The organism is Eubacterium sp. BL-380-WT-2B (genome assembly GCF_009696115.1).
Taxonomy (GTDB): Bacteria; Bacillota; Clostridia; order Eubacteriales; family Eubacteriaceae; genus Eubacterium; species Eubacterium callanderi.
In genome coordinates this window covers 261,315-285,665 of the sequence record NZ_VUMP01000005.1, presented here as the reverse complement: position 1 = coordinate 285,665, position 24,351 = coordinate 261,315, and the positions used below count along the sequence as shown (strand labels likewise).

Annotated in this window: 25 protein-coding genes; 14 read left to right on the top strand and 11 right to left on the bottom strand. The window is 48.4% G+C overall.

From position 1 onward, the window contains the following. Window positions 1–77: 77 nt before the first annotated feature. Complete coding sequence (locus tag FYJ53_RS11795; RefSeq protein WP_013378386.1) at window positions 78–452, bottom strand: hypothetical protein; 375 nt, start codon at window positions 450–452, stop codon at window positions 78–80. Between the two features lie 204 nt (window positions 453–656). Here FYJ53_RS11795 and FYJ53_RS11790 point away from each other — a divergent pair, with 204 nt between their 5' ends. From FYJ53_RS11790 to FYJ53_RS11740, 11 genes are all read left to right on the top strand, one after another. Continuing rightward, window positions 657–1,448 (top strand): HAD-IIA family hydrolase, encoded by a 792-nt coding sequence (locus tag FYJ53_RS11790; protein WP_058692971.1) that lies wholly within the window; start codon window positions 657–659, stop codon window positions 1,446–1,448. Window positions 1,449–1,627: 179 nt separating this feature from the next. Next, on the top strand, window positions 1,628–2,986 hold the full coding sequence (locus FYJ53_RS11785) for a radical SAM protein (protein WP_180493193.1): 1,359 nt from the start codon (window positions 1,628–1,630) through the stop codon (window positions 2,984–2,986). A 146-nt stretch (window positions 2,987–3,132) separates the two neighbouring features. After that, the gene (locus FYJ53_RS11780; RefSeq protein ID WP_148428454.1) at window positions 3,133–3,780 is read left to right on the top strand and encodes an Ig-like domain-containing protein; all 648 of its coding nucleotides are present in this window, start codon (window positions 3,133–3,135) and stop codon (window positions 3,778–3,780) included. Continuing rightward, the gene (locus FYJ53_RS11775; protein ID WP_148428452.1) at window positions 3,780–5,219 is read left to right on the top strand and encodes an NAD(P)/FAD-dependent oxidoreductase; all 1,440 of its coding nucleotides are present in this window, start codon (window positions 3,780–3,782) and stop codon (window positions 5,217–5,219) included. The genes FYJ53_RS11780 and FYJ53_RS11775 overlap by 1 nt, the downstream gene beginning before the upstream one ends. 1 nt (window position 5,220) lies before the next feature. Next, complete coding sequence (locus FYJ53_RS11770) at window positions 5,221–6,618, top strand: FAD-dependent oxidoreductase (protein WP_148428450.1); 1,398 nt, start codon at window positions 5,221–5,223, stop codon at window positions 6,616–6,618. After that, a complete protein-coding gene (locus FYJ53_RS11765; RefSeq protein ID WP_148428448.1) occupies window positions 6,608–7,651 on the top strand; it encodes an iron ABC transporter permease in 1,044 nt (347 codons plus the stop codon). Before FYJ53_RS11770 ends, FYJ53_RS11765 begins: the two co-directional genes overlap by 11 nt. Beyond that, window positions 7,648–8,442, top strand: a complete 795-nt coding sequence (locus FYJ53_RS11760) for an ABC transporter ATP-binding protein (RefSeq protein WP_090412318.1) — start codon at window positions 7,648–7,650, stop codon at window positions 8,440–8,442. Before FYJ53_RS11765 ends, FYJ53_RS11760 begins: the two co-directional genes overlap by 4 nt. 12 nt (window positions 8,443–8,454) lie before the next feature. Further along, the gene (locus tag FYJ53_RS11755; RefSeq protein ID WP_154557349.1) at window positions 8,455–9,558 is read left to right on the top strand and encodes an ABC transporter substrate-binding protein; all 1,104 of its coding nucleotides are present in this window, start codon (window positions 8,455–8,457) and stop codon (window positions 9,556–9,558) included. An 11-nt stretch (window positions 9,559–9,569) separates the two neighbouring features. After that, window positions 9,570–10,463 (top strand): hypothetical protein, encoded by an 894-nt coding sequence (locus tag FYJ53_RS11750; protein ID WP_148428444.1) that lies wholly within the window; start codon window positions 9,570–9,572, stop codon window positions 10,461–10,463. A gap of 96 nt (window positions 10,464–10,559) precedes the next feature. Beyond that, entirely contained in the window at window positions 10,560–11,126 is a 567-nt protein-coding gene (locus FYJ53_RS11745; RefSeq protein ID WP_013378376.1) for a chromate transporter, read from the top strand. A 9-nt stretch (window positions 11,127–11,135) separates the two neighbouring features. Then, entirely contained in the window at window positions 11,136–11,711 is a 576-nt protein-coding gene (locus FYJ53_RS11740; protein WP_013378375.1) for a chromate transporter, read from the top strand. On the opposite strand, the gene FYJ53_RS11735 is transcribed toward FYJ53_RS11740, so the two are convergent. The 10 genes from FYJ53_RS11735 to dnaA all read right to left on the bottom strand — a co-directional run bounded on the left by FYJ53_RS11735 (window position 11,701) and on the right by dnaA (window position 23,041). Next, entirely contained in the window at window positions 11,701–12,345 is a 645-nt protein-coding gene (locus tag FYJ53_RS11735; protein ID WP_148428442.1) for a DUF1638 domain-containing protein, read from the bottom strand. The genes FYJ53_RS11740 and FYJ53_RS11735 overlap by 11 nt on opposite strands. Before the next feature lie 153 nt (window positions 12,346–12,498). After that, the gene (locus tag FYJ53_RS11730; protein WP_013378373.1) at window positions 12,499–12,783 is read right to left on the bottom strand and encodes a PTS sugar transporter subunit IIB; all 285 of its coding nucleotides are present in this window, start codon (window positions 12,781–12,783) and stop codon (window positions 12,499–12,501) included. Continuing rightward, window positions 12,780–13,439 carry a ribulose-phosphate 3-epimerase gene (rpe, locus tag FYJ53_RS11725; protein WP_041689790.1) on the bottom strand — a complete coding sequence of 220 codons (660 nt, stop codon included), beginning with the start codon at window positions 13,437–13,439 and terminating at the stop codon, window positions 12,780–12,782. Before rpe ends, FYJ53_RS11730 begins: the two co-directional genes overlap by 4 nt. Window positions 13,440–13,489: 50 nt before the next feature. Next, the gene (locus tag FYJ53_RS11720; protein WP_013378371.1) at window positions 13,490–13,945 is read right to left on the bottom strand and encodes a PTS sugar transporter subunit IIA; all 456 of its coding nucleotides are present in this window, start codon (window positions 13,943–13,945) and stop codon (window positions 13,490–13,492) included. 4 nt (window positions 13,946–13,949) lie between these two features. After that, entirely contained in the window at window positions 13,950–16,445 is a 2,496-nt protein-coding gene (gene gyrA / locus FYJ53_RS11715; protein ID WP_050814089.1) for a DNA gyrase subunit A, read from the bottom strand. Between the two features lie 179 nt (window positions 16,446–16,624). Beyond that, window positions 16,625–18,547 (bottom strand): DNA topoisomerase (ATP-hydrolyzing) subunit B, encoded by a 1,923-nt coding sequence (gene gyrB / locus FYJ53_RS11710; RefSeq protein ID WP_013378369.1) that lies wholly within the window; start codon window positions 18,545–18,547, stop codon window positions 16,625–16,627. A 130-nt stretch (window positions 18,548–18,677) separates the two neighbouring features. Continuing rightward, window positions 18,678–19,793, bottom strand: a complete 1,116-nt coding sequence (gene recF, locus FYJ53_RS11705) for a DNA replication/repair protein RecF (RefSeq protein WP_148428440.1) — start codon at window positions 19,791–19,793, stop codon at window positions 18,678–18,680. Next, on the bottom strand, window positions 19,790–20,008 hold the full coding sequence (gene yaaA, locus FYJ53_RS11700) for a S4 domain-containing protein YaaA (protein ID WP_013378367.1): 219 nt from the start codon (window positions 20,006–20,008) through the stop codon (window positions 19,790–19,792). The genes recF and yaaA overlap by 4 nt, the downstream gene beginning before the upstream one ends. 217 nt (window positions 20,009–20,225) lie before the next feature. Beyond that, window positions 20,226–21,341, bottom strand: coding sequence for a DNA polymerase III subunit beta (gene dnaN, locus FYJ53_RS11695; protein ID WP_013378365.1), 1,116 nt, complete (start codon window positions 21,339–21,341; stop codon window positions 20,226–20,228). Window positions 21,342–21,691: 350 nt separating this feature from the next. Continuing rightward, window positions 21,692–23,041 carry a chromosomal replication initiator protein DnaA gene (gene dnaA, locus FYJ53_RS11690; protein WP_371720654.1) on the bottom strand — a complete coding sequence of 450 codons (1,350 nt, stop codon included), beginning with the start codon at window positions 23,039–23,041 and terminating at the stop codon, window positions 21,692–21,694. 511 nt (window positions 23,042–23,552) lie between these two features. On the opposite strand from dnaA, the gene rpmH reads away from it, so the two are divergent. The 3 genes from rpmH to yidD all read left to right on the top strand — a co-directional run bounded on the left by rpmH (window position 23,553) and on the right by yidD (window position 24,337). Further along, window positions 23,553–23,687 carry a 50S ribosomal protein L34 gene (gene rpmH / locus FYJ53_RS11685; RefSeq protein WP_013378361.1) on the top strand — a complete coding sequence of 45 codons (135 nt, stop codon included), beginning with the start codon at window positions 23,553–23,555 and terminating at the stop codon, window positions 23,685–23,687. Window positions 23,688–23,781: 94 nt separating this feature from the next. Beyond that, window positions 23,782–24,132, top strand: coding sequence for a ribonuclease P protein component (gene rnpA / locus FYJ53_RS11680; RefSeq protein ID WP_224168776.1), 351 nt, complete (start codon window positions 23,782–23,784; stop codon window positions 24,130–24,132). Next, window positions 24,125–24,337, top strand: coding sequence for a membrane protein insertion efficiency factor YidD (gene yidD, locus FYJ53_RS11675; RefSeq protein WP_013382839.1), 213 nt, complete (start codon window positions 24,125–24,127; stop codon window positions 24,335–24,337). Before rnpA ends, yidD begins: the two co-directional genes overlap by 8 nt. The last annotated feature ends 14 nt before the right edge of the window (window positions 24,338–24,351 follow it).

Here is a 24,351-nt window from a genome sequence, read left to right as displayed (position 1 = left end):
TATTTTTTGACTCCGGTTAGTTTTCGTAAAATAAAAAAACAGCGCTTTCGCCATTTTTGGCGGAAGCGCTGCCTGTGTTACTGGGTCTTTTTATAAACATGGACATCGCCTGTATCCCGGTCTGTCAGAGTCAGGGTATCCCCGTCAATGACATAGGACATATGGGTGGTCTGTCCGCCGTAGGCCTGAGCATACTTCATGTCCACGTTTTTTTCCTTTGTGTCCATTGTATAAGTTGCGACATCGTCGCCAAACATTCTAAATACATTGTTATCCACAAATTCAATATTGACGCCAGAATCATCTGCCCACGCTCCAAGAATCAGCTTTTCATCCTTTGCAGCCTCTGAACCTGTTTTAACCTTTGTACTGATACCGGTAGTCAGCAGCGCCAGCACAAGGCTGAGCACAGCAACCGCCACAATGCCGATGGCAAGTTTTTTTTTCTCCATTTAAATCTCCTCAAATCCATTGGAAGTTCCTAATGGATTTTATTATATCATAATTATTTACACGTGGTGTGATAGTTTTATGATTTTTTGGGAATTAACCTTTCTTTAAGGATATAATTAACGGTTTTTATCTTTACAAATTTAAGCAACAGCGTATATAATAAAGTTATATAGGATCGATTTTCAATTTTGGAGGTAATATTGATGAATGAAGCATTAAAAGAAACCCTTGACAGCATCAAAGGTTTTATCTGTGATATGGACGGCGTTATCTATCATGGTAACCGCCTTCTTCCTGGCGTTCCCGAGTTTGTGGACTGGCTGTACCGGGAGGATAAAAACTTTCTCTTCCTCACAAATTCCAGCGAGCGCTCGCCCCTTGAGTTAAAGGAAAAGCTTTCCCGCCTGGGCCTTGATATTGACGAGAGCCATTTCTATACCAGTGCCCTGGCCACCGCTAAATTTCTGAGCACACAGTCCCCGGGCTGCTCTGCCTATGTTATCGGCGAACCGGGCCTCATCAACGCTTTATACAGCGCTGGCATTACCATGAACGATATGAACCCGGATTATGTTGTTGTGGGTGAAAGCTATAACTACAACTATGACACCATCCTGAAAGCTGTTCGTTTTGTCTTAAAGGGCGCTAAGCTCATCGGGACAAACCCGGATCTCACCGGTCCTGCTGAAGGCGGCCTGGTACCGGCCTGCCGCGCATTTACCGCTCCCATCGAGCTGGCAACCGGAAAATCCGCTTATTTTGTCGGAAAGCCGAATCCGCTCATGGTCCGCACCGGTATCCGCATGCTCGGTGTACATTCTGAGGATGCCGCCATTGTCGGCGACCGCATGGATACGGACATTATCTCCGGTATTGAATCGGGGATGCACACCATCCTGGTGCTCTCCGGCGTGTCCACTCCGGAAACCGTTCAGGAATTCCCATACCGCCCGCAGTTTATTTTAAACGGGGTAGGGGAAATCCCGACCAATTAGTAAGATTACTTTTCAGCGGCCTTCTGGCCGCTTTTTTTTATTTGACAAATCTCAGAATCTGTCTAAATCTTATACAAAACTCTTGTTTGTCTAATTACATGCAACTCTCTTGGTGTTATAGTAAAATCAGAAAACCGGGTAGTAAATGTAGTCAGGATTTACAGAATGGAGGCTGTGAAATGGCATCAAACATGAGTTTAAGTGAAAACATCAAATCCTTTGGAATGAAACAGGTCATTAAGTATCTGGATGCAGATCCAGATAAAAATATCCCGAGAGTGATCGAATGGGTCGAAAAATTTGATAAGGACCAGACCATAGCCGGGCAGATGAAGGTTGTCAAGGAGGCCCTGGCCGACGAAAACAATAACTGGAACCGGCTGGTAAAAAGCTTATGGACAGACATTGATCCCGGCGTCCGAAAGCGTCTTTTTAACAATTTTATCGTCAACAGTGTCATTATCGGCTGTAAACGCCAGAACATAAACAAGGAAAAATATGACTGTAATATCCCGTGGGCCATTCTCATGGACCCTACCTCAGCCTGCAATCTGCATTGTACAGGCTGCTGGGCCGCGGAGTACGGGGATAAAATGTCCATGGATTTCGATACACTGGACAGCATCATCGAGCAGGGAAAAGCCCTCGGGACTTATATGTATATCTATTCCGGAGGAGAGCCCCTTGTGCGCAAAAAGGACATTATCCGGCTGTGTGAAAAACACGATGACTGTGCCTTTCTGTCTTTTACCAACGCCACCCTCATCGACGAGGACTTTGCCGATGAGATGCTGCGGGTTCAGAACTTTATCCCGGCCATCAGCGTCGAGGGATTTGAGGAAGAGACCGACATGCGGCGTGGTAAAGGAACCTATGCCGCGGTCGTAAAAGCCATGGATATCTTAAAGGCTAAAAAGCTGCCCTTTGGCTTTTCCACCTGTTATCACCGCCAGAATACTGATGTCATCGGCAGTGAGGCGTATTTTGACGCAATGATCGAAAAGGGCTGTAAGTTTGGCTGGTTTTTTACCTATATGCCTGTGGGCGTGGATGCTGTGCCCGAGCTCATGGCCACCGCGGACCAGCGGGAGTACATGTATCACCAAATTCGCAGCTTCCGGGCTACCAAGCCCCTGTTTACCCTGGATTTCTGGAACGACGGCGAGTACGTCAAGGGATGTATCGCGGGAGGACGCAATTACCTGCACATCAATGCCGGCGGCGACATTGAGCCCTGCGCCTTTATCCATTACTCCGATTCCAATATCCATGAGCAAACCCTGCTGGAGGCTTACAGGCGGCCGCTGTTCATGCAGTACCATAGAAACCAGCCCTTCAACCAGAATCATCTGCGCCCCTGTCCACTGCTCGATAACCCAGGCCGCCTGACCAGCATGGTTGAGCTGTCCGGGGCCCACTCCACTGACCTCACCCACCCTGAGGATGTCAAGGCACTTTCCGACAAATGCCTGGATGCCGCAAAAGCATGGAAGGTCAACGCTGACCGTCTCTGGAATGAAAGCCATCCAAATCACTGACATTAAAAAGCACTTCTGTTTCAGGAGTGTTTTTTTATTGGCCTGGTATTTTTAAAAAAACAATCTTTTGGTTGTTAGACCTTTACAAAGACGCGGAATTGCGATAATATCAAACTCATAATCAAAAAATGGAGGATTTGTAGAAAATGAAAAAAAAATTTAAATTGGCAAGTATTCTCGTTGCGCTGCTGTTGGCCCTCAGCTTTGGAAATACCGCGCTCGCTGCCGGTGGCAATGGCGGCGGTGGTGGCGACGGTAATGGCAGCGGCGGGGGAAACGGGGGCGGAAGCGATGAACCCCTGACAATTGTCTCCTCTACCCCGGCAGATGGTGAAACCTCGGCTTCTGTCAGTGACCCCATCAAGCTCGAATTCAGCAAAAATGTTGTCAACGCTGAAGTCAAGGACGGGAATATGGCAGCCGTTGTACTTTATAAGAACGGCACACCTGTTGCGGCTGAAGTCACCATGGCTGATGACCAGGTTGAGCCTGATCTCAGAAACTTTATAACCATCACGCCTTCAAGCCCTCTGGAACCCGGAACCGAATATCAGGTTAAAATAGCCGGAACCTTAACAGCAAAGAGCGGCGCAGCCCTGGGAGAAGAAAAGACACTGCGCTTCAAAACTGCCGGTACAGCCCCTGCAGCGGCCAGCGAGGAAAAAACAACTGCTGAAAACACAGCTGCTGAAAAGCCAGCCTCGAATAATACCACCCTTTATATTCTTTTAGGTGTCGCCGCAGTGGTTATCATTGCGATTGTTGTCGTTGTGTTCGTTAAAAAGAAAAAATAATGCTGGATGTAATCATTATCGGCGGTGGTATCCTCGGGGTTACCACCGCCCGGCTTTTAAGCCGTTTCAACCTGGACACGCTTGTCCTTGAAAAGGGTGCCGACCTGGGAGAAGGCGCCTCCAAGGCTAACAGCGCTGTTTTGGCCGCTGGCTTTCATCCCAGAGGCGGCAGCCTGAAGGGGATCTCCTGTGTGCGTGGAAATGCCATGTATCCCCAGATCTGTAAAGAGCTCGGCGTCGAAATCGCCTATCCGGGATCACTTTTCGTCGCCTTTCACAGAGAAGGGGAGGAGATGATCCGTGAAAAATACAAAAAGGGCTTGAAAAATAATGTGCCGGATATGGAGATTCTGTCTGGCAGTGAAAGCCGCGCGCTGGAGCCGGGGCTTTCTGACCGGGTGACCATGGCCCTTTATGCCAGGACCACAGGTATTATTGAGCTTTTTTCCCTTCTGCTGAGAACGGCTCAGTCAGCTGAAAAAAACGGGGTTCACTTTGCATTTGATGAAGAGGTACAGGAAATTATCGAGCATGAAAACCACTTTGAGGTGGTAACAGGCCGGCGCTCGCTGAACGCCCGTTATGTGGTCAACACCGCGGGTGGAATGGCCATGGCTGTCGAAAGCGGCGTAAGACCTCAGGATTTGATCATTAAGCCGCGCTGCGGACAGTTTTTAGTCTTTGACCGTCAGGGAAAAGACGGCATCCGCCATGTACTCTATCAGGCTCAGGAGACTGATGAAAAGGGCTGTCTGCTGGCGCCCTCCACCGAGGGAAATATCATCGCTGGCCCTACCTCGCAGGATGTACCGGACTATAAAAATGTCGAAACCACTGACTGGGGGATTCATCACATTGAAAAAACAGCAAAAAAGATACTGCCTGATCTGGATATGGGAAAGGTCATCACCTCCTTTGCCGGTGTGCGCGCAAATATCAAAAATGTTGTCAAGGAGGAAAAGGACTTTGTCATCCGCCGTTCAGTCCCCCGAATGGTCAGCGCTCTCGGCATTAAAAACCCGGGAATGACCGCCGCCCCGTATCTCTGTCAGATGATTCTCGACCTGCTCATCGAAGACGGGCTGTGCACTGCTCCCAATCCAGATTACTGTCCGGTGCTGGACCTCCCCAAACCCTTTTTAAAACAGACTGAAAACATACAGAAAAAATGGTATGAACAGGACCACCGTTACGGCAATCTGGTCTGCCGCTGCGAGGGGATTACAGAGGGGGATATCCTCCGGGTGCTCCGTGAGCCGCTGCCGCCCAAAAACATGAACGGGCTTAAAAAACGGCTCCGCACCACCATGGGAAGGTGTCAGGGAAGCTTCTGCACACCGCGGATTCTTGAAATACTGTCGAGAGAATGGTCGGTACCGCCTGAAAAGATTATGAAAGAAGCGCCGGGCAGCCCGTTTGTCAAAGGGAGGGTGAAATAAAATGCATTATGACTGCGCAATCATTGGCGGCGGCGCTGGCGGTATGGCCGCCGCTCTTTCCGCATCCCAAAGGGGCGTGGAAAAAATCGTGCTTTTGGAGCGTGACCCTGCTGTGGGCGGTATTCTGCGCCAGTGCGTTCACGATGGTTTCGGCACGCTCTATCTGAAAAAATCGCTCACCGGTCCAGAATATGCCGCTCACTTTAAAAATCAGTTAAAAAACACACCGGTCACAATAAAAACAAGCGCGTCGGTTTTAGAGCTCTCCGGAGAATACGGGGCTTTCAGCGTCAAGTATCTCAGCAAAACGGAGGGGCCTGCCCGTCTGACCGCGGACACGGTTATTCTGGCCATGGGCTGCCGCGAGAGAACCCTTGGGCAGCTACGTATCCCCGGAAGCCGTCCTTCCGGCATATATACTGCCGGTACAGCCCAGTATATGATGAATATCCAGAACCTGCTTCCGGGAAAAAACGTGGTGATCCTCGGCTCTGGTGATATTGGTCTCATTATGGCCAGACGGCTGACACTGGAGGGCGCCAGAGTCAGTCTGGTGCTTGGAGAAAAAGCCACAGGGCTGGCCCGCAACCATCTGCAGTGCATCCAGGATTTTAACCTTCCCATCCGTTTTGGATTTACCGTCGTCTCTGTGCATGGATACAAGCGTCTGAAAGGCGTGAGCATTGCCCCGGTCCTGGCAGACGGACGGCCCGAGCTTTCCAAAAAAACATATGTTCCCTGCGATACCCTGCTGGTAGCTGCCGGGCTGATTCCGGAAACAGATATACTGGATTCGGATTTTGTCCGTCTTGACAAAAATGGCGGCATTAATGTCTATGACAATGGGCAAACCAGTGTTCCAGGACTTTTTGCCTGCGGCAATGTGACCGGCGTCCACGATCTTGTGGACAAAGTCAGCATGGCCGGAAAACAGGCCGGCGAGTCTGCTGCATCCTTCCTCGCCGGAAAGCCAGCCGCATCGGGTGAAAAGCTTCCGGACGCTTACTTTGAAAAGGAACCGACCTGTGAAGTCCTGAACAGCCTGAAGGAAAATGAACGCCTCTGTGTTCTGTGCCCAAAAGGCTGTATCCTGAGCTTCGACACTGCCTGCGAACCACCGGAAATCACAGGATACAGGTGCAGGCGCGGCCTCCATCATGGCCGGGAGGAGTGGAAGGCCCCCAGACGGATGCTCACCACCACGGTCAAAACCGCCGCTGGCGGGCTGGTTCCAGTCAAAAGCAGCGTCCCACTTCCTCAAAGATCACTTCTGAAGGCGATGAAAAAAATACGGAAAATCACACTGACATCGTCTGTTGCGCCAGGCACCATTATCTGCAAAAATATCCTGAACAGCGGAGCAGACATTATCACAACAGGAGAAGCACATGAAAACTGAGACGGCATTACAGGATCATCGGCATTTTATAAAAAAAGTCATCTTTATTCTTCTGCTTTTGGTGATTCCTCTGGCTTTTATTTTTACCGCGCTGTTTATCGGCCGTTACAGCGTGTCGGTTTCTGAGGTTTTCAAAAGCCTTGCCAGCCCCTTTGCCGGCGGGGCTGGCATCTCACCACAAACATTGACCGTTGTACTGCAGTTGAGACTGCCGAGGGCCATCGCCGCTGCCTTTGTGGGCGCGGGACTATCCGCCAGCGGTACTGCTTTTCAGGGGGTTTTCCGCAATCCACTCGTCGACTCAGGCTTTCTGGGGGTTAATTCCGGCGCCGGCTTCGGAGCAGGTCTTGCTATTCTTCTCTTTGGCACAAGCCTTGCCACCTACGGCTTTGCCTTTGCTTTCGGTGTTTTAGCCGTTATTTTCAGCTACCTGATCGCTAAAATCTATAAGGCTGTTCCCACCATTATGCTCATTCTCGGCGGCACGATTGTCTCCTCGGTCTTCAGCGCACTGCTGACCCTTCTCAAATCCATTGCCGATGTCAACAGCGAGCTTCCGGCCATTGTTTACTGGCTCATGGGAAGTGTGGCCTCCGTCAGCTATAAGGACTTCTGGGCTGTTCTGGTCATTATGGCGGGAATTGTCGGGCTGGCCTTTTTCAGCTGGCAGATCAATGTGATCTCCATGGGGGAAAAGGAAGCCCGCACCATGGGCGTCAATGTCGTATTCAGCAAGCGCATGATCATTGCCTGCGCGACCCTGGCAACGGCTGGCGCAGTGTGCATTTCCGGCATTATCGGCTGGGTCGGGCTCATTATCCCGCATATTGGCCGGATGCTCATCGGCAATGATACCCGTAAGCTTCTGCCGGTTTCCATGAGTCTGGGGGCTGTGTTCATGGTCACCATTGACACCATCAGCCGGAGCGTCACCACCTCCGAAATTCCTCTGGGCGTTTTGACAGCGCTTGTGGGCGCGCCCTTTTTTGTCTTTCTGCTTAAGAAAACAAAAGGAGGGGGGTGGCAGATGTGAGTGTGTTAAAAATTACAGATGCTGCTTTTGCCTACGGCGAGCAGCTTATTTTTCAAGATATTACACTTGAAACCCGGCCAGGTGAAATCTTCTGCCTGATGGGACGAAACGGCTGTGGAAAAAGCACCCTTCTGGACTGCATTCTGGGCATTCATCCTCTGAAAAAAGGCACGATCCAAATTTCTGATAAAAGTGTCGATGCCTACAAGCCCGCTGAGCTGGCAAAGAAAATGGCTTACCTGCCCCAGAGCCACGAGCATTCCTTCCCTTACAAGGTGCTCCAGGTCGTGCTCATGGGAAGAACCGCCTATATGAGCCGCTTTGGCTCTCCCACCCAGGAGGATAAGGTCATTGTCAAAAACCTCCTTGACAAAATCGGCATCACCCACCTTTCCGACAGGCCGTATACCCAGCTCAGCGGCGGAGAGCTTCAAATGGTCATGCTTGCCCGTTCCCTGGCCCAGGAAGCTCCGCTCATTCTCATGGATGAGCCCACCGCCCACCTGGACTACTATAATGAGCTTTTATTTTTAGAGACCATCGCCTCACTGGTTAAGGATGGCAGGCAGACCATTTTCATGGCAACTCACTCGCCCAATCAGGCTTTTTACCTCGAAAACCGCGGAATCCCTGTCCGTGTAGGTCTGATGTGCAACGGAAAACTTATCGAAACAGGGCCGCCTGCCAAAACTCTGACGTCTGCAAATCTCGGGCAGGTTTATAATATCGAAGCACGTATTCTGGATTCTGGAGAGACAAAGCAGGTAATGCCTGTAGGTACTTTAAAATAAAGGAGTTGAAAAATGAAAAAGATTAAAGGATATGTCCGTATTACGCTGGCTCTGTTTTTTATCACAATGCTTTTGAGCGGGTGCTCCCAGCCCAGCATCACCGCCTCAGATAACACTCCAACACACACCATTACCGACAGCGCCGGCCGCCAGGTGGAAATTCCCACGGAAATAAAGAAGGCCGCGGTTCTCGACGCTTTTATGACAGAGGCCATTGTCATGAGCCAGGGCGGTGAGCAGATTGTCAGCTGTCCTGCCGGTACGAAGCGCAATGTACTGCTCAAAGAAATTTATCCTGAAATTGAAAATGCCGTCACAGTCACCAGCAGCGGGGTCATTAACGCCGAAGCATTGATGGAGCTCAAGCCGGATGTGGTTTTAATCAAGCGTGAAATCTACCAGAGCGAGGCTGAGGCGCAAAAGCTGGATAAGCTGGGAATTCCCTATGTGGTGGTGAGCTATGACAATATGGATGAACAGATAGATGCCCTGCGGCTGATCGCTTCAGTCATGGGGGGAAGGGTTGCGCAAAACATGGAGACCCTCTGCCAGGAATACGAGAGGGTCATCACTCTGTGTGAAGAGCGGAGCGCCAGAATTCCTGAGAGTGAACGCGTGAAAGTCTACCATTCCATCACAGAGGCTGTGCGGACAGATGGTGAAAACTCTCTCGGAAGTGACTGGATAAAAACCGTGGGCTGTACCGATGTATCCGTCGGCTCAGAGCTCAAATCTGAAGGGGATGACTACTATGCCAGTATTGAGCAGATTTTTGTATGGGACCCAGATGTGGTGATCTGTAATGACGCCAGCACAGCGGAATATTTCAAGACCAATGAAAAATTTCAGGGCCTTCGGGCAGTACGTGAAAACCAGGTCTATAATATCCCCATTGGCTTTACCCGCTGGGGCCATCAGGGAAGCTGTGAAACCTTCTTTGGCATGCTCTGGCTTGGGACCACTGTTTATCCGGAAGTTTACGGCGACATCGACCTCCGCGCAGAGGTGACGGATTTTTACCAGAATGTTGCCGGTATCCAGGTAGACGACGCCCTCTGGGATAAAATACTCTCCGGCAGGGATATCCGCCAGGGCGGCAAGAATTCAGGAAAATAAGGAGCTTAAAAATGATTAGATATTACCTCTGTGTCGATGACACCGATGACCTGACCAAAAAAACCAGTACCGGAAAAATAGCCGAGCATATCAAAAAAGAGGCCGAATCCCTCGGCAGTGTCATTGATTACGGCATCACACGGCACCAGCTGCTTTTGGACGACGCAATTGCCTACACCTCCCACAACAGCTCCATGTGCTTTTCGGGCAGCCTCTCCGAAGACCAGCTCAGCAGGCTGTGGGAAAAAGCTGCAGAAATTATCATGGCCGAAAAAGCTGAAACAGCTGACCCAGGCCTCTGTCTCTGCCGTCTGGATCATCTGAAATTTCCGGAGAAACTGCTGGCTTTTGGAAAAAAGGCACAGCGCAGCGTCATCAAAAAGGAGGAAGCTTATGATCTCGCTCGCAGCGTCGGCGGCACACGCCTTGAGGAATTTGGCGGCACAGGTATCGGCGTCATCGGCGCCCTGGCCGGCGCAGGGCTGAGGCTTAGCGGAAACGATGGCAGTATCCGGGGGAAATCCGGTATTGGCACATGCCAGACCACCCTGAGCGCCGCTGAAATGCAGAACCGCCTTGGCGTATCGCACATCATCGAGCGCTCAGGCGCTGTGCTTCCGCCGGATACCCCGGTTTACATTGAAGATTATGCCAAAATCGTTCTGCTCGACCACCATCTGGTGGCCGTGGCAAAAAGAAACGAAGCAGATGGCTTTGAGCTCTGTAAAAAATCCGATCTCTATACCGGGGATAAAAAAACAGGCGGCTGGGAACTGGGCTGCGCTTTTTTCAAGCGTGACAATGATGAGGAAGAGTGCCTGGACGATCTGGATAAAACCTGCTGTAACTGTCTTTACCGGCGATGGACAAAGGAAGGCTATCGGTGCAGCATTGAAAAAAGATAGGCTTTTGCCTATCTTTTTAATTATATAATACTATTTGCCAAACTCATTCCACTAAAGTACAATAGAATCATCAAATCTCACACAAAGGATTTTTATATGGATGCCAAGAAACTTTTTAAATTGTTTATCTCAACCTTCAGTCTGAGCATGTTTACCTTTGGCGGAGGCTACGTTATTGTGCCGCTCATGCGCAAAAAATTCGTCAAAGAGCTGGGATGGATCGAGGAACAGGAAATGCTGGATCTCACAGCCATCGCCCAGTCTTCTCCCGGCGCCATGGCCGTTAATGCCTCCATTCTGGTCGGATACCGAGTCGCGGGTGTTACCGGCGCTTTTGTGGCCATTGTCGGGACCGTGCTGCCGCCGCTGATCATTTTGTCCGTCATCTCACTGTTTTACACAGCCTTCCGCGACAACCTCTACGTGGGGTTCCTGCTTAAAGCTATGCAGGCTGGGGTATCCGCTGTCATTGTGGATGTTGTCATCGACATGGGCGGAGATGTTTTTAAATCCCGCAAGGCACTGCCGGTCATCATGATGTTTGTGGTTTTTATCCTCAGCGCTTTTGTAAAAATGAACGTGATTATCCTCATTCTGATCTGCGGCCTGATCGGCGCTCTTGTGACCTTTACAGCCAGGCGCACCGGAAAAAATCTTTTATAGGAGGCGGCCATGACTTATCTTCAGTTATTTATCAGCTTTTTCCAGATCGGTCTCTTCAGCATCGGCGGTGGATACGCGGCGCTGCCGCTCATTCAGGAGCAGGTCGTCAACCTCCACGGCTGGATGGACATGACCCAGTTCATTGACATCATCACCATTTCCCAGATGACGCCAGGCCCCATCGCCATCAATGCCGCCACCTTTGTGGGCATCAAGACCGCCGGGATCGGCGGCGCTGTCATCGCCACTGTCGGCTGCGTCACACCTTCCTGCATCATCGTATTGATTCTGGCCGCGGTATACTACCGCTTCCGCAATTTAAACACCATCAAAGGCGTCCTCTCCGGCCTCCGTCCCGCTGTGGTGGCCCTCATCGCCTCAGCCGGCCTCTCCATTGTCATCGTGGCCTTTTTTAAAAACGGCCTGGTGCAGTTTGCAGCGGACAATATTGATTTTGTGGCGGTGGTCCTCTTCGCCGTCAGCCTTTTTATCCTCCGGAAATTCAAGCTCAATCCCATCTACGTCATGCTGGGGTGCGGGGTCATTGGCATGGGGATATATGCGGCGCTTAATTTTATGGCCTGAACATTTCCTCCCGGATGGTCTCGCCCGGCGGAATCACGATAAACCGCTCATCGGTGCTGCCGTTCAGCATCTCGATGACGAGCTTCACGTCACCCTCGGTTTCCTGAAGCTCGAGGTCCAGCTTTTCGGCCACCCCAGCGCATTTTTCACGGACATTCTGATCCTCCACGCCGGTTTTGACAAACATAAGGTACTTATAATTCTTATACATGGCTTTTATGACGCGTAAAGCCCTTTTTTCGCCGTATTTTTCCTTCATGCGGTCATATTCATATCCAAGGCCTTCTTCACCCCATAACCAGCCTTGTGAGACGAAATACGAGGTCCGCCGCAATTCGGCGGTGTTGGGGTTATGGCAGAGCAGAACATCGATGCAGTCCTCCACCTTTGGCAGCACCACTGGGCAGTTCTTTGCCTGTATGCCGGTCAGGGCCTGTCCGCAGTGCCCATAAAGCAGGTAAATCCTGTCTGCGCCGGTCTCCGCGTCAATGGCGGACTGTACCTTTTCGTGAAGGGTTTCCGGCACATTGTGCAGCTGGTCCTCCAGCCAGCTAAATTTAAAATCCGACGGATCCTCCAGCCCGGCTTCAATTTCTCTGCGAAGCACGCTGCATCCGATAACCACCTTTTTCATTTTTCTCCTCCTTTGCGCCGCCTTTCTGACAGCTTTCCTTTAGGCCATTATAAAAACATGCGAAAGTCCTGTCAATCCTGCAAAAAAAGAATACAAAAAAGCGGCCAAAGCCGCTTATAAATGAAATCCTATTCGAAAAAACTCGTCTGTCTGTTATCCTCTCAGAATTTCCAGCAGCTCGCCGGTTGTCTTCTGAAGATTGATGCCTGTTAAAAAGGAACGGCCATTCATAACTGGAATATCAACGTCGCCCTCGAGCTGACAGGTACATACAATAATGTCGGGCTTAATCTCGGCAGCCTTCTGAGCCACCTCCGATGCTTTTGCCTGGACGGTTTTCAGTTCAACACCATTTTCTGACGCAATTTTTTCAATTTTTTTGGCCACTACGGTAGAAGTCGCCACAGCGGCGCCGCAGGCCACTAAAACAGTTTTCATTTCTTTGCACCATCCATTATTTTTCTGAAATGGCTGATATTTTCTTTCATATCGCCGCTAAACAGGCAGGAGCCGGATACAATGACATTGGCGCCAGCTTCGACAACAGTGCTCAGGGTTTCAAAGTTCACGCCGCCGTCGATCTCCAGATCAACATCACGGCCGCCGATCATGGCCCGGATTCCCTTTAAACGTTCTGTGGTTTCGGGAATATACTTCTGCCCGCCAAAGCCTGGATAAACGCCCATGACCAGAATCATGGAAATATCGTCAATGAAAGGAGCCAGCACATCGATTGGCGTGTCCGGGGAAATGACCAGACTTGCCTTGCAGCCGGATTTTTTAATCAGGTCAATACATTCCTGTGTATCGTCCTCGACTTCAACATGCACGGTGATGATATCCGCTCCGGCGTCGGCAAAACGTTCGATGTATTTCAGCGGTTCACTGATCATCAGATGGACATCAAATGGAAGGCCGATGGTTTTACGGAGGCATTTTACCTGATCTGGCCCGATGGTAATGTTTGGAACAAAATGGCCGTCCATCACGTCCACATGAAGCCAGTCCGCACCGCCGGCTTCCACGGATTTTAAATCACGGTCCAGATTGGCAAAATCCGCGCTCAGCATTGATGGGGAAATTTTGTAATTCATAATGAGTACCTCTCTCTTATTAATGATCATCTTAACGATCGGCTGAGAAGCTAATCCAGCCCGTCGATATCTTTTACTAAATTATATATCCACTCGGGGTTTTTTGCACCTGCTATTTTTTGTAAAACCATTTCATCTTGTATCATCAGGACAATTTTCTGCAGGGTTTCAATCTGCTTTTCACCGTCTTTTATGGCTAAAAGAAAGACGATGGAGACATCGATACACTCCTCAGGCGCGCCCATACCGTGAAAAACCACAGGATTTTTTAAAGTGATAAGCGATACCGCCTCCTCGAGCACATTGTCAGGCTCGGCGTGGGGAATGGCGACGCCGACGGGCGTCGGCAGACCTGTCGGGAAAATTTTCTCCCGCTCACAGGCAGCGGTGATGTAGCCCTCATCAATTCGATTGTCCCTTAAAAGGGGAGAGGCGGCGGCCTCTATCGCTTGAAAGCAGTCCGCCGCCTCTACATTAATCTGAATGTATTTTTGATTAATCAGCATTTTTTTATTTTTCGTCCAGAATGGAAACCTGGCCGTCCTCAATGTCTTCTTCCGGGTCTTCCTTATAAACCTTGGAAATGGTCGCAATCTGTTCGCCGGCCTGAAGCTTCATCAGGCGGACACCCTGGGTATTACGGCCAACGGTGGAGATGTCATTGCCCTCCAGCTTAATGACCACACCCTGGTTATTGATCATCATGATCTCGCCGTCCCGGCTGATGACGCAGAAGCCCACCAGCTCGCCGGTTTTCTTGGTCACCTTATAGGTCTGAACGCCCTTGCCGCCGCGTTTCTGGGAACGGTACTGGTCACCGGAGGTCAGCTTGCCATAGCCGTTGTCCGATACGCAGAGCACAAACAAGTCATCCGATACAATGTCCATACCCACAACCACGTCGTCATCGCGCAGCTCGATACCGCGGACACCGATGGAGGTACGTTTCAGCGGACGCACTTCCTTTGAGGTAAACCGGATAGCATAGCCCTTCTGTGTCCCCATGACAATATCCTCGTTTTCTTCCACCAGACGGACGTTGATGAGCTCATCACCCTCGCGCAGGTTAATGCCGATGATGCCGTTCTTTCTGGAAGAATCATACTCCGTGAGGTCGGTTTTCTTAATGATCCCCTGCTTGGTCGCCATGATCAGGCATTTATCCGCTGTAAATTCTTTAACCGGAATCATGGTCGTGATCTTTTCATCCGGATCAAGCTGAAGAATGTTGACAATGGCAGTCCCTCTTGCGGTACGGCCGCCTTCAGGCACTTCAAAGGCCTTCAGGCGGTACACCTTGCCCTTGTTGCTGAAGAACAGCAGGAAGTGGTGGGTGGTGGTGGTGAAGAGGTGTTCCACAAAGTCGTTCTCACGGGTGGAAAGAGCAGTGATCCCCTTGCCGCCGCGCTTCTGTGAGCGGTAGGTGTCTGCCGAAATCCGTTTGACATAGCCAATATGGGTCATGGTGATGACCACTTCCTCCTCTTCAATGAGGTCTTCCACATCAAAGTCTTCCACGTCGATGTCAAAGGAGGTTCTCCGCTCATCGCCATATTTTTCCTTGATTTCTGTCAGCTCATCCTTGATGATGTTTAACACGAGCTGTTCGTCTGCCAAAATCGCTTTGTACTCAGCGATCATTTTCTGCAGCTCAGCGTATTCTTCCTCGATCTTTTCGCGTTCCAGACCGGTCAGGCGCTGGAGACGCATGTCCAGAATCGCCTGCGCCTGGATTTCGGTCAGGGCAAAGCGTTCCATGAGCTGGACTTTGGCTTCCTTGCCGTCCTTAGCCGCACGGATCAGCGCGATGACTTCATCGATGTTGTCAAGGGCGATGCGCAGACCTTCCAGGATATGCGCTCTGGCTTCTGCCTTTTTCAAATCAAAGATGGTTCTTCTTGTAATGATTTCCTTCTGGTGCTCGACATAATAGTGCAGCACCTGCTTCAGGTTTAGAACCTTGGGCTCAAGCTTTTTCTTGTCGTACTCATTGCCCACCAGCGCCAGCATGATGACGCCGAAGGTATCCTGGAGCTGTGTGTGCTTATACAGCTGATTCAGGATAATGGTCTCATTGGCGTCGCGCTTGAGCTCAATCACAATGCGGATACCTTTTTTAAGGTCTGTTTCATCGCGGAGGTCTGCAATGCCCTCCACACGCTTTTCCTTGACCAATTCAGCGATTTTTTCCACCAGCTTGGACTTATTGACCATGTAAGGGATCTCGGTGACAACGATCTGTTTACGGCCTTTTTTGGTGGTCTCCATCTCAACCTTTGAACGTATCTTAATACGTCCGCGCCCGGTGCGGTAAGCTTCCTTAATACCGGATTTTCCAAGCAGAATACCAGCGGTTGGAAAGTCCGGCCCTTTGATATGAACCATAAGCTCATCGATGGTGATGTCCGGGTTGTCAATATAAGCGATGGTGCCGTCGACCACCTCGCCTAAATTGTGAGGCGGAATGTTGGTGGCCATCCCGACCGCAATCCCGGCAGAGCCGTTGACCAGCAGATGGGGGACACGGGCCGGAAGGACTTCCGGTTCCATTTCAGATTCATCGAAGTTCGGAATAAAGTCAACCGTGTCCTTATTGATGTCACGCAGCATTTCCAGCGCGATTTTGGACATCTTGGCCTCTGTGTAACGCATGGCGGCAGCGCCGTCACCGTCGATGGAGCCAAAGTTACCCTGTCCGTAGATAGTCATATAACGGGTTGAGAATTCCTGGGCCATACGCACCATGGCGTCATAGACCGCGGTATCGCCGTGCGGGTGATATTTCCCCAAAACTTCCCCGACAATACGGGCAGATTTACGGGTCGGCTTGTCGGGCGTCATGCCAAGCTCGCTCATGGCGTACAGGATACGTCTGTGAACAGGCTTTAAGCCATCGCGCACATCCGGCAGGGCACGCCCGATGATAACACTCATGGCGTAATCCACATAGCAGGACTTCATCTCTTCTTCAATATTTACTTCTTTTATTCGGTCATATTCTATAATTTCATCCATATTTTAAGTTTAACTCCCAAGTTTAAAATGATCGTATTTTATATAAAAAATCTTATATCATCCTTCGGATGATTTTTTATACAAAATGCGTTAGCCTCATTGCCGAACACCCAGGATCGGCCGCTCCCTTTTCGTGTTCTGCCAAATTTTTTCAAAATTTGGATTCGGCGTCATATATCCAGATTCTTAACCTTAGCCGCGTTGCGTTCAATAAATTCTTTTCTCGGCTGTACCTTGTCGCCCATGAGAATGGTGAATACCTCGTCGGCATAGGCGGCGTCCTCAATGTTGACGCGGTTCAGGATACGGACAGAGGGGTCCATGGTGGTTTCCCACAGCTGATGGGCGTCCATTTCCCCAAGACCTTTGTAACGCTGGATGGTGTACTTGCTGCGGTCTTTGTCCTCGAACATTTTGTCAAGGGCCTTTTCATTGTAGACATACTCGACATGCTGCCCCCTGGCTACCTTGAAAAGCGGCGGCTGGGCAATGTACACATAGCCCTCCTCGATCAGGCCGCGCATATAGCGGTAGAAAAAGGTTAAAAGCAGCGTACGGATATGGGCGCCGTCAACGTCGGCATCTGTCATGATAATGATCTTGTGGTAGCGGGCTTTTTCAACATTAAAGTCCTCGCCGACCCCTGTGCCAAAGGCCGTGATCATGGATTTCAGCGTATCCGCTGTCAGGATACGGTCAAGACGGGATTTCTCAACGTTCAGGATCTTACCACGCAGCGGCAGAATCGCCTGGATTCTGGAGTCTCGGCCAGACTTGGCCGAGCCGCCCGCGGAGTCCCCTTCCACAATAAAGATCTCAGACATGGACGGGTCCTTTTCGCGGCAGTCCGCCAGCTTGCCCGGCAGCGCTGTGGTGTCCAGAGCGCTTTTACGTCTGGTGAGCTCACGGGCTTTTTTGGCTGCCTCACGGGCTCTGGAAGCGCTCAGTGTTTTTTCGATCACGGTTTTGGCAATGGTCGGGTTTTCTTCCAGGAAAGCTGAAAGCTCATCGCCGACAATGGTTTCAACAATTCCCTTGACCTCAGGATTCCCAAGCTTTGTTTTTGTCTGGCCCTCAAACTGCGGATCCAGCAGCTTAATGCTGATAATGGCTGTCAGGCCTTCACGCACATCCTCACCCGTCAGGTTTTTGTCATTTCCCTTGATGTAATTATTCTTTCTGGCATAGGTGTTGATGGTACGGGTCAGAGCGCTCTTAAACCCGTTTAAATGGCTCCCGCCCTCGGGTGTATAGATATTGTTGGCATAGGAATAGATATTTTCGGAATAGCCCGCTGTGTACTGAAAAGCGATTTCCAGACTGTAATCATCCATTTCCTTTTCATAATATGCGATCTGTTCATAAAGAGGGTCCTTATTCTTGTTCATGTATTCAATGTAAGAACGGATACCGCCTTCGTAGCAGTAGGTTTCCTTGCGCTTTTCAGCTTCTCGCTCATCGGCCAGGGTGATGGAAACGCCTTTGTTCAAAAATGCCAGCTCTCTGAGACGGTGTTCCAGAACATCAAAGTCATACACCAGCTCGTCAAAAATATCCGGATCGGGCTGGAAATGGACAGTGGTACCCGTCCGGTTGGTGTTGCCAGTCACTTCAAGCTCAGAGGTCTTTTTACCCTTGGCAAAGGTCTGGTGGTAAATCTTTTTATTCTGCTTGACCTCAACAGTCAGCTCAGAGGAGAGGGCGTTGACAACGGAAACCCCAACGCCATGAAGGCCGCCGGATACCTTGTACCCTCCACCGCCAAATTTACCGCCGGCGTGCAGAACCGTCAGTGCCAGCTCAACCCCGGTCTTTTTCATTTTGTGGTTCATATCGGTCGGAATACCACGGCCGTCATCCACAACGGTGATACCGTTATTTTTATCAATAGTGACCACAATATTCTTACAGTAACCCGCCAGCGCCTCATCGATGGAGTTATCCACGACTTCATAGACAAGATGGTGGAGCCCCTGCTTGCCAGTGCTCCCGATATACATCCCAGGTCTCTTCTGGACCGCCTCAAGGCCTTCCAGCACCTGTATCTGGTCGGCAGTATAATCATTTTTCTCATTTTTTAAATTGTCTGACATAAAAACCTCCGTATTTCAATGGAGAATGAAGAATTGAGAATTGAGAATTATCGGTATAAAATCGCAAAGCGATTTTAATTATAATCGAACTGCCTGGCAGTTCGTTCCTTTAATTCTCAATTCTCCATTTTCAATTCTCAATTTGTTTTAATTGCCGTCCATCCTCTATTTTTAAAATCTTAGATGGAAGTTCGCTGTAATGCTCGATAAAAGATGGGTCCGTACAGGTGATAAACGCCTGGGTCTTTCCAAGAATGGAAAGAATGTTGCGCTGACGCCTGTCATCCAGCTCGGACAAAATATCATCAAGGAGCACCACCGGATAATCCCCGGTGCTCTCCCTGTAAATTTCTATCTGAGAAAGCTTCAAAGAAATAGCAGCTGTCCGCTGCTGTCCCTGTGAGCCGTATTTTTTTGCTTCCTTACCGTTTAGGTGAATCATGATATCGTCCACATGGGGCCCGTAGGTGGTAGACCCACGGGCAATGTCCTCCTGCCGGGAGGCCTGAAGCTTTTCTCTGAAAATCCTCTCAAGGTCAGAAAACTCCTGGGGATTCTCGAGCACGTTGTTCTGATAAAAGAGCACCAGCTCCTCCTGGCCGCCGCTGAGCTCACGGTGAAGCTCCCGGGCTTTTACATTCAGCCGCCTGAGGTAATCAATGCGGTAGCGCATGAGCATCGAACCGTATTTGACCAGCTGCTCATCCCATGAATCCAAGGTAAGGGCCAGAGTGCTGTCGTACTTTATTTCTTTAAGCAGCGCATTGCGCTGATTATGTATTTTGGCGTAATTCTTCAAAATATAGGGATAATTGGGCTTAAACCCGCTGATTTCATTGTTCATGAAACGCCTTCTTTTTTCAGGCCCTTCCTTAACGATTTTCAGGTCATCGGGCTCAAAAAGAATGGTGGTCAAGACCCCCAGCACAGCATCTCGCCTGGTTTCCTTCTTACCATTTAAAAGAACCGTCTTTTTTTTATCCTGCATCTTAATGGACAGGGTATGGGAGGTGTCCTCCTTGACAATATCCGCCTGCACAAAAAAACCCGATTCGTCGAAGCCCACCATATCCATCAGAGTTCCCGTCTTATGGGAATAGCCCCTGGACAGCAGGTGAATACTCTCGACTAAATTGGTTTTTCCCTGGGCATTCTGGCCGCAGATGACATTGATGCCAGGCGAAAATTCTAAGGTCTCATCCCTGTAGTTCCGGTAATGGACAAGGTGCAGCCTGGTGAGAATCATTGGGCAGCGGCAACCTCAAAGCTTCCGGCGTCCTCCACCTCAACCACATCTCCGGGACGAAGTTTTTTACCGCGCATGGTACAGATTTCTCCGTTTACGCGTACCATTTCATCCTGAATCACCATTTTTGCGTCGCTGCCATTACCAACCAGCCCGGCAAACTTAAGAAGCTGATCCAGCTTTATGAACTCCGTGTTAATTTCGATAATTTCCATATTTATTCCTCTTTAAGTCTGTAAGCCTTTTAAAAAATAGTTTTTCTCGCGTTTTCCCCTTAAAATTGGAAATACGCTTAAAAAACAGCAATAAAAATAGCATACATAGGATAGTATACCACAAATAAAAAAGGATTTGTAAACAAATCCTTTAAAATCATGATTTTTCTTAATGATAATACAGGTTTTTCTCAAAGTTTCTATTTTAGAAAAAAACTCAGGCTTCCTCAGCGATCCGGACTGGCAGAATCAGGTAAATAAATTCATCTGAACCGTCTGCCGGTACGATCACCGCCGGTCCAACAGAGGTGGTCAGCTCAATACTCATCTCATCCCGGTCGATAACCTTCAGTGCATCGATGAAAAACTTGGAGTTAAAAGCGATTTTGATGGGATCGCCTTGATTTTCAATTGGAATCACCTCAAAGACATCCCCGATTTCAGCGTTGGAGGTCAAAATCAGCTGGTCAATGTTAAAGTCCATTTTAATGAGGTTATTCTTACCCTCTCTCGCCAAAAGGGCAGCGCGCTCACTGCTCTCTAAAAGAAGCTTTCTGGAAACCTTGACCTGAGTGGCTTTTTCTGTTGGGATAATGTGCTTATAATTGATGAATTCGCCCTCCAGCAGACGGGAGGTGAACTGGGTATTGCCCATTTCAAAGAAGATCTGGGTTTTTGAGAATTTCACAATGACATTTTCATTATAACCGGATAACAGCTTATTGAGCTCGTTCATGCTCTTTCCCGGGATAATCACAGAAATACTGCCGTCAATGGCTTCCTTGAGCTTACCTCTCTTTAAGGAAAGGCGGTATCCGTCCAGGGCGATTAAGCTGATGGCGTCATTTTCAATTTCCATTTTAAGCCCCGTGAGCACTGGAATATTTTCGCTGACAGCCACCGAAAAAATGGTGCCGCGGATCATTTCTTTCAGAACACCTGCTTCAATGACAAAGCTGTGCTCCTCAATGACTTCCGGAAATTCTGGAAACTCATCGGTCGGGAAGCCCTTAATGGTAAAGTTTGACAGGAGGCATTCAATTTTCACCTGGTTCGAGTCATCTTTTTGGAAAAAAACCTCTTCTCCCGATAATTTCCGGATCACTTCAGTGATCAGATTGGATGATAAAATAATCTCACCATCCATGTCCACATTGGCCGGAATACTGGTTTGAACGCCAATTTCCAGATCCGTAGAGGTTAAAACCAATTGATTATTGTATACCTGAAACAAGATTCCCTCAAGAACAGGAAGGGTGGTTTTATTCGATACCCCTTTCTGGGCAATGGATAAAGCGTTGATAAGCGCGTCACGCGAGCAGCTGAATTTCATAAAGGCACCTCTCTTTTGGGAAGGCTGCTTCCCTGAATATTAAATATTATATAAGTATTTATTATAGTAATAATAGTAGTAGGGGATGTGTAGACTGTTGATAACTCAGAAAACGGCGGAATGCCGTAAAAAAACAGAGTGATTCACAGTGAATAAGGTGTGGATAAGCATGGTGTTATCGTGTTGAGAAAAAAAGGGTTATCCACAGTTTGGTAAGCAATGGAAAATGAAAGAACCTTTTTTCTGGCGAAAAAGCGATTGAGGCAGCGGTCGCAGGCCGCAAATCCATTCAAAATGCTACGCATTTTGTTCTTTTAATTCTCCATTGGAAGCTGAACCGGCGGGCCGGTTCAGCTTCCGGTAATCTCTTTTTGTATACGGATGATCAGGTTTTTAAAGTCTGTGTTCGCTTCCATTTCCTCGTTGATCTTCTGGCAGGCGTGGATGACGGTGGAGTGGTCACGGCCGCCAAATTCTTCGCCGATCTTTGGAAGAGAAAGGTCGGTTAAATCACGGGTCAGGTACATGGCAACCTGCCGTGGCAGTGAAATGGCCTTGGTTCTTTTTTTGGAATCGATGTCCTCAATGGTAACATTGAAATATTTGGCGGTCATTTCCTTGATATAGGTACTGTTGATGACAATGTTTTCCTTGGCCTTGAAAATATCCTTTAAAGCGTCCTTGGCTGTTTCCAGGCAGATAGGCTTGCCATGGAGCTTGGAGTAGGCGACCACTGTGGTTAAAGCACCCTCCAGCTCCCGGATATTTGAGTGGATGCTGTCCGCGATAAAGCTGAGCACATCATTCGGAATCTCTTCCTTATAGGATTCGGCTTTTTTGCGCAGGATGGCAATTCGTGTTTCAAAGTTCGGGGCAGAGATGTCTGTGATCAAGCCCATTTCAAAGCGTGAGCGCAGGCGTTCCTCCAGCTTTGGAATTTCCTTTGGCGGGCGGTCTGAGCTGATGACAATCTGTTTGTTTTCCTCGTGCAGGGCATTAAAGGTATGGAAAAACTCCTCCTGTGTTCCGTCCTTGCCGGCAAGGAACTGAATATCATCAATGAGCAGGATATCCACGTTGCGGTATTTATTTCTGAAGTCAATGTTATTCTGGTTCTGGATGGCGTCGATGAATTCATTGGTGAATTTTTCGCAGGACACATAAACCACTTTTTTGGTGGGCGCATAAGAGAGAATATAATTCCCGATGGCCTGCATGAGATGGGTTTTCCCGAGACCGACGCCCCCGTAGATAAACAGGGGGTTGTAGCGTTCTGACGGCGCTTCTGATACAGCGACGCAGGCAGCGTGGGCAAAGCGGTTGTTTTCGCCGATGACGAATTTTTCAAAGGTATACTTGGGATTCATGCTGCCGCCGTTGTTTGAAGATTTGGTATTCCCCTCGTTTTTAGGCATGGGAGCGCTCTGCTCAGCAGTATCCGGTACTTCCTTTTCAGATAAAACGATCTGGACTTTGCACTCCTGTTCCATAACCTGGCTCAGTGCGTTGGTGATCAAAGCCTTATAGCGGGTTTCAAGCATGCCCCGTTCAAAATCATTATCTGAAATAAGATAAAAGGTGCCGCCAATTATTTTCAGCGGTTTTGTATTCGTAAACCAGGTATTGTAACTGAGCTCAGACATCTCTTCCTTAATAAGGCTCAGCGCTTTCTCCCAGATTTTTACAATTGAATCATCCACAGGTCAACCTCCGATTTGTTTGTGAGTATTAGGATATTTTAATTAAGATTCTATGCACAAATATTGAACAGAGTTGTGCACAGAGGTTAAATTGTTTTAATTGTAAACACAGATGTTAATAAAAGATTAAGGTTTTATCCGCAAGAAAAACCGCCTAAACAAGCCGGTTTCAGTGTTTTTATCAAATTGTGCACAGCTTATCCATAGACTAGTAAACAAAAAACAAAAGCTGTGGAAAAGTGTGGATATTTATTAACAGTATAGTACAGTATAACAAAGTCCTGTGGATAATTCAATAAGATTAAAGGAGATTGTGGATAAAAAAATGGGTTTTTACCAGATTCGGATAAAAAATACCATTATAAAAGCCATGAAAAAAACAAAGGAAAACATGCCTTTTTGAGAAAATTTCTTGACAACAGGGAGCCAAAATTATATAATCCTAAAGTAAAAGTCTAATATGCTTATGAAAACTAAATGATGATAAATCGGAAAGTCAGGGGGTGTCGTAATGAAAAGAACATTTCAACCAAAAGTAAGACAGCGTAAAAAAGAACATGGTTTCAGAAAAAGAATGTCTACCACAAGTGGTCGTGTGATTTTAAAGAAAAGAAGATCAAAAGGTAGAGCAAAATTATCTGCATAGACTTGTATGGACCGTTTAAGCTTCTTGAACGGTCTTTTGTTTACTGTGGCTTACCTGTAAATCGGGTAAAAACTCAATGTCAGGAGTAATCTTTTTGGCAAAAATTTGTACATTAAAAAAGCAGAAAGACTTTAAGCTTGTGTACCAAAAAGGGAAGGTCTTTGGCAATCGTAATCTTGTGATGCATTATTTAAAAAATGGGAAAGATACCAATCGTCTGGGTATCATAGTGAGCAAAAAAGTTTCCAACCGCGCGGTGGTGCGCAATCGTATCAGGAGACAGCTCAAGGAAGCCTACAGGCTTAATGAAAATCAGTTTGCACTGGGATATGATTTAGTATTAATTGCCAAAGCCAGCTGTAAAGATGAAAAATATCCGGTTATCGAAAAATCTTTAAAGCATTTATTTTATAAGAAGAATCTTATGAGGCAGGATCATGATTAAAAGGTTTATTTTAAAATTGATACGCGGCTACCAGCGTTATATTTCGCCCTGTTTGCCGCATTCATGTCGATTTTTACCAACCTGTTCAGAGTATTGCTACCAGGCCGTACTAAAATACGGTATATTTAAAGGACTGTTCCTCGGTACTAAAAGAATTTTAAAATGCCATCCCTTTCATCCGGGAGGCTATGATCCGCTCCCCTGATAATTTCAGGGGAA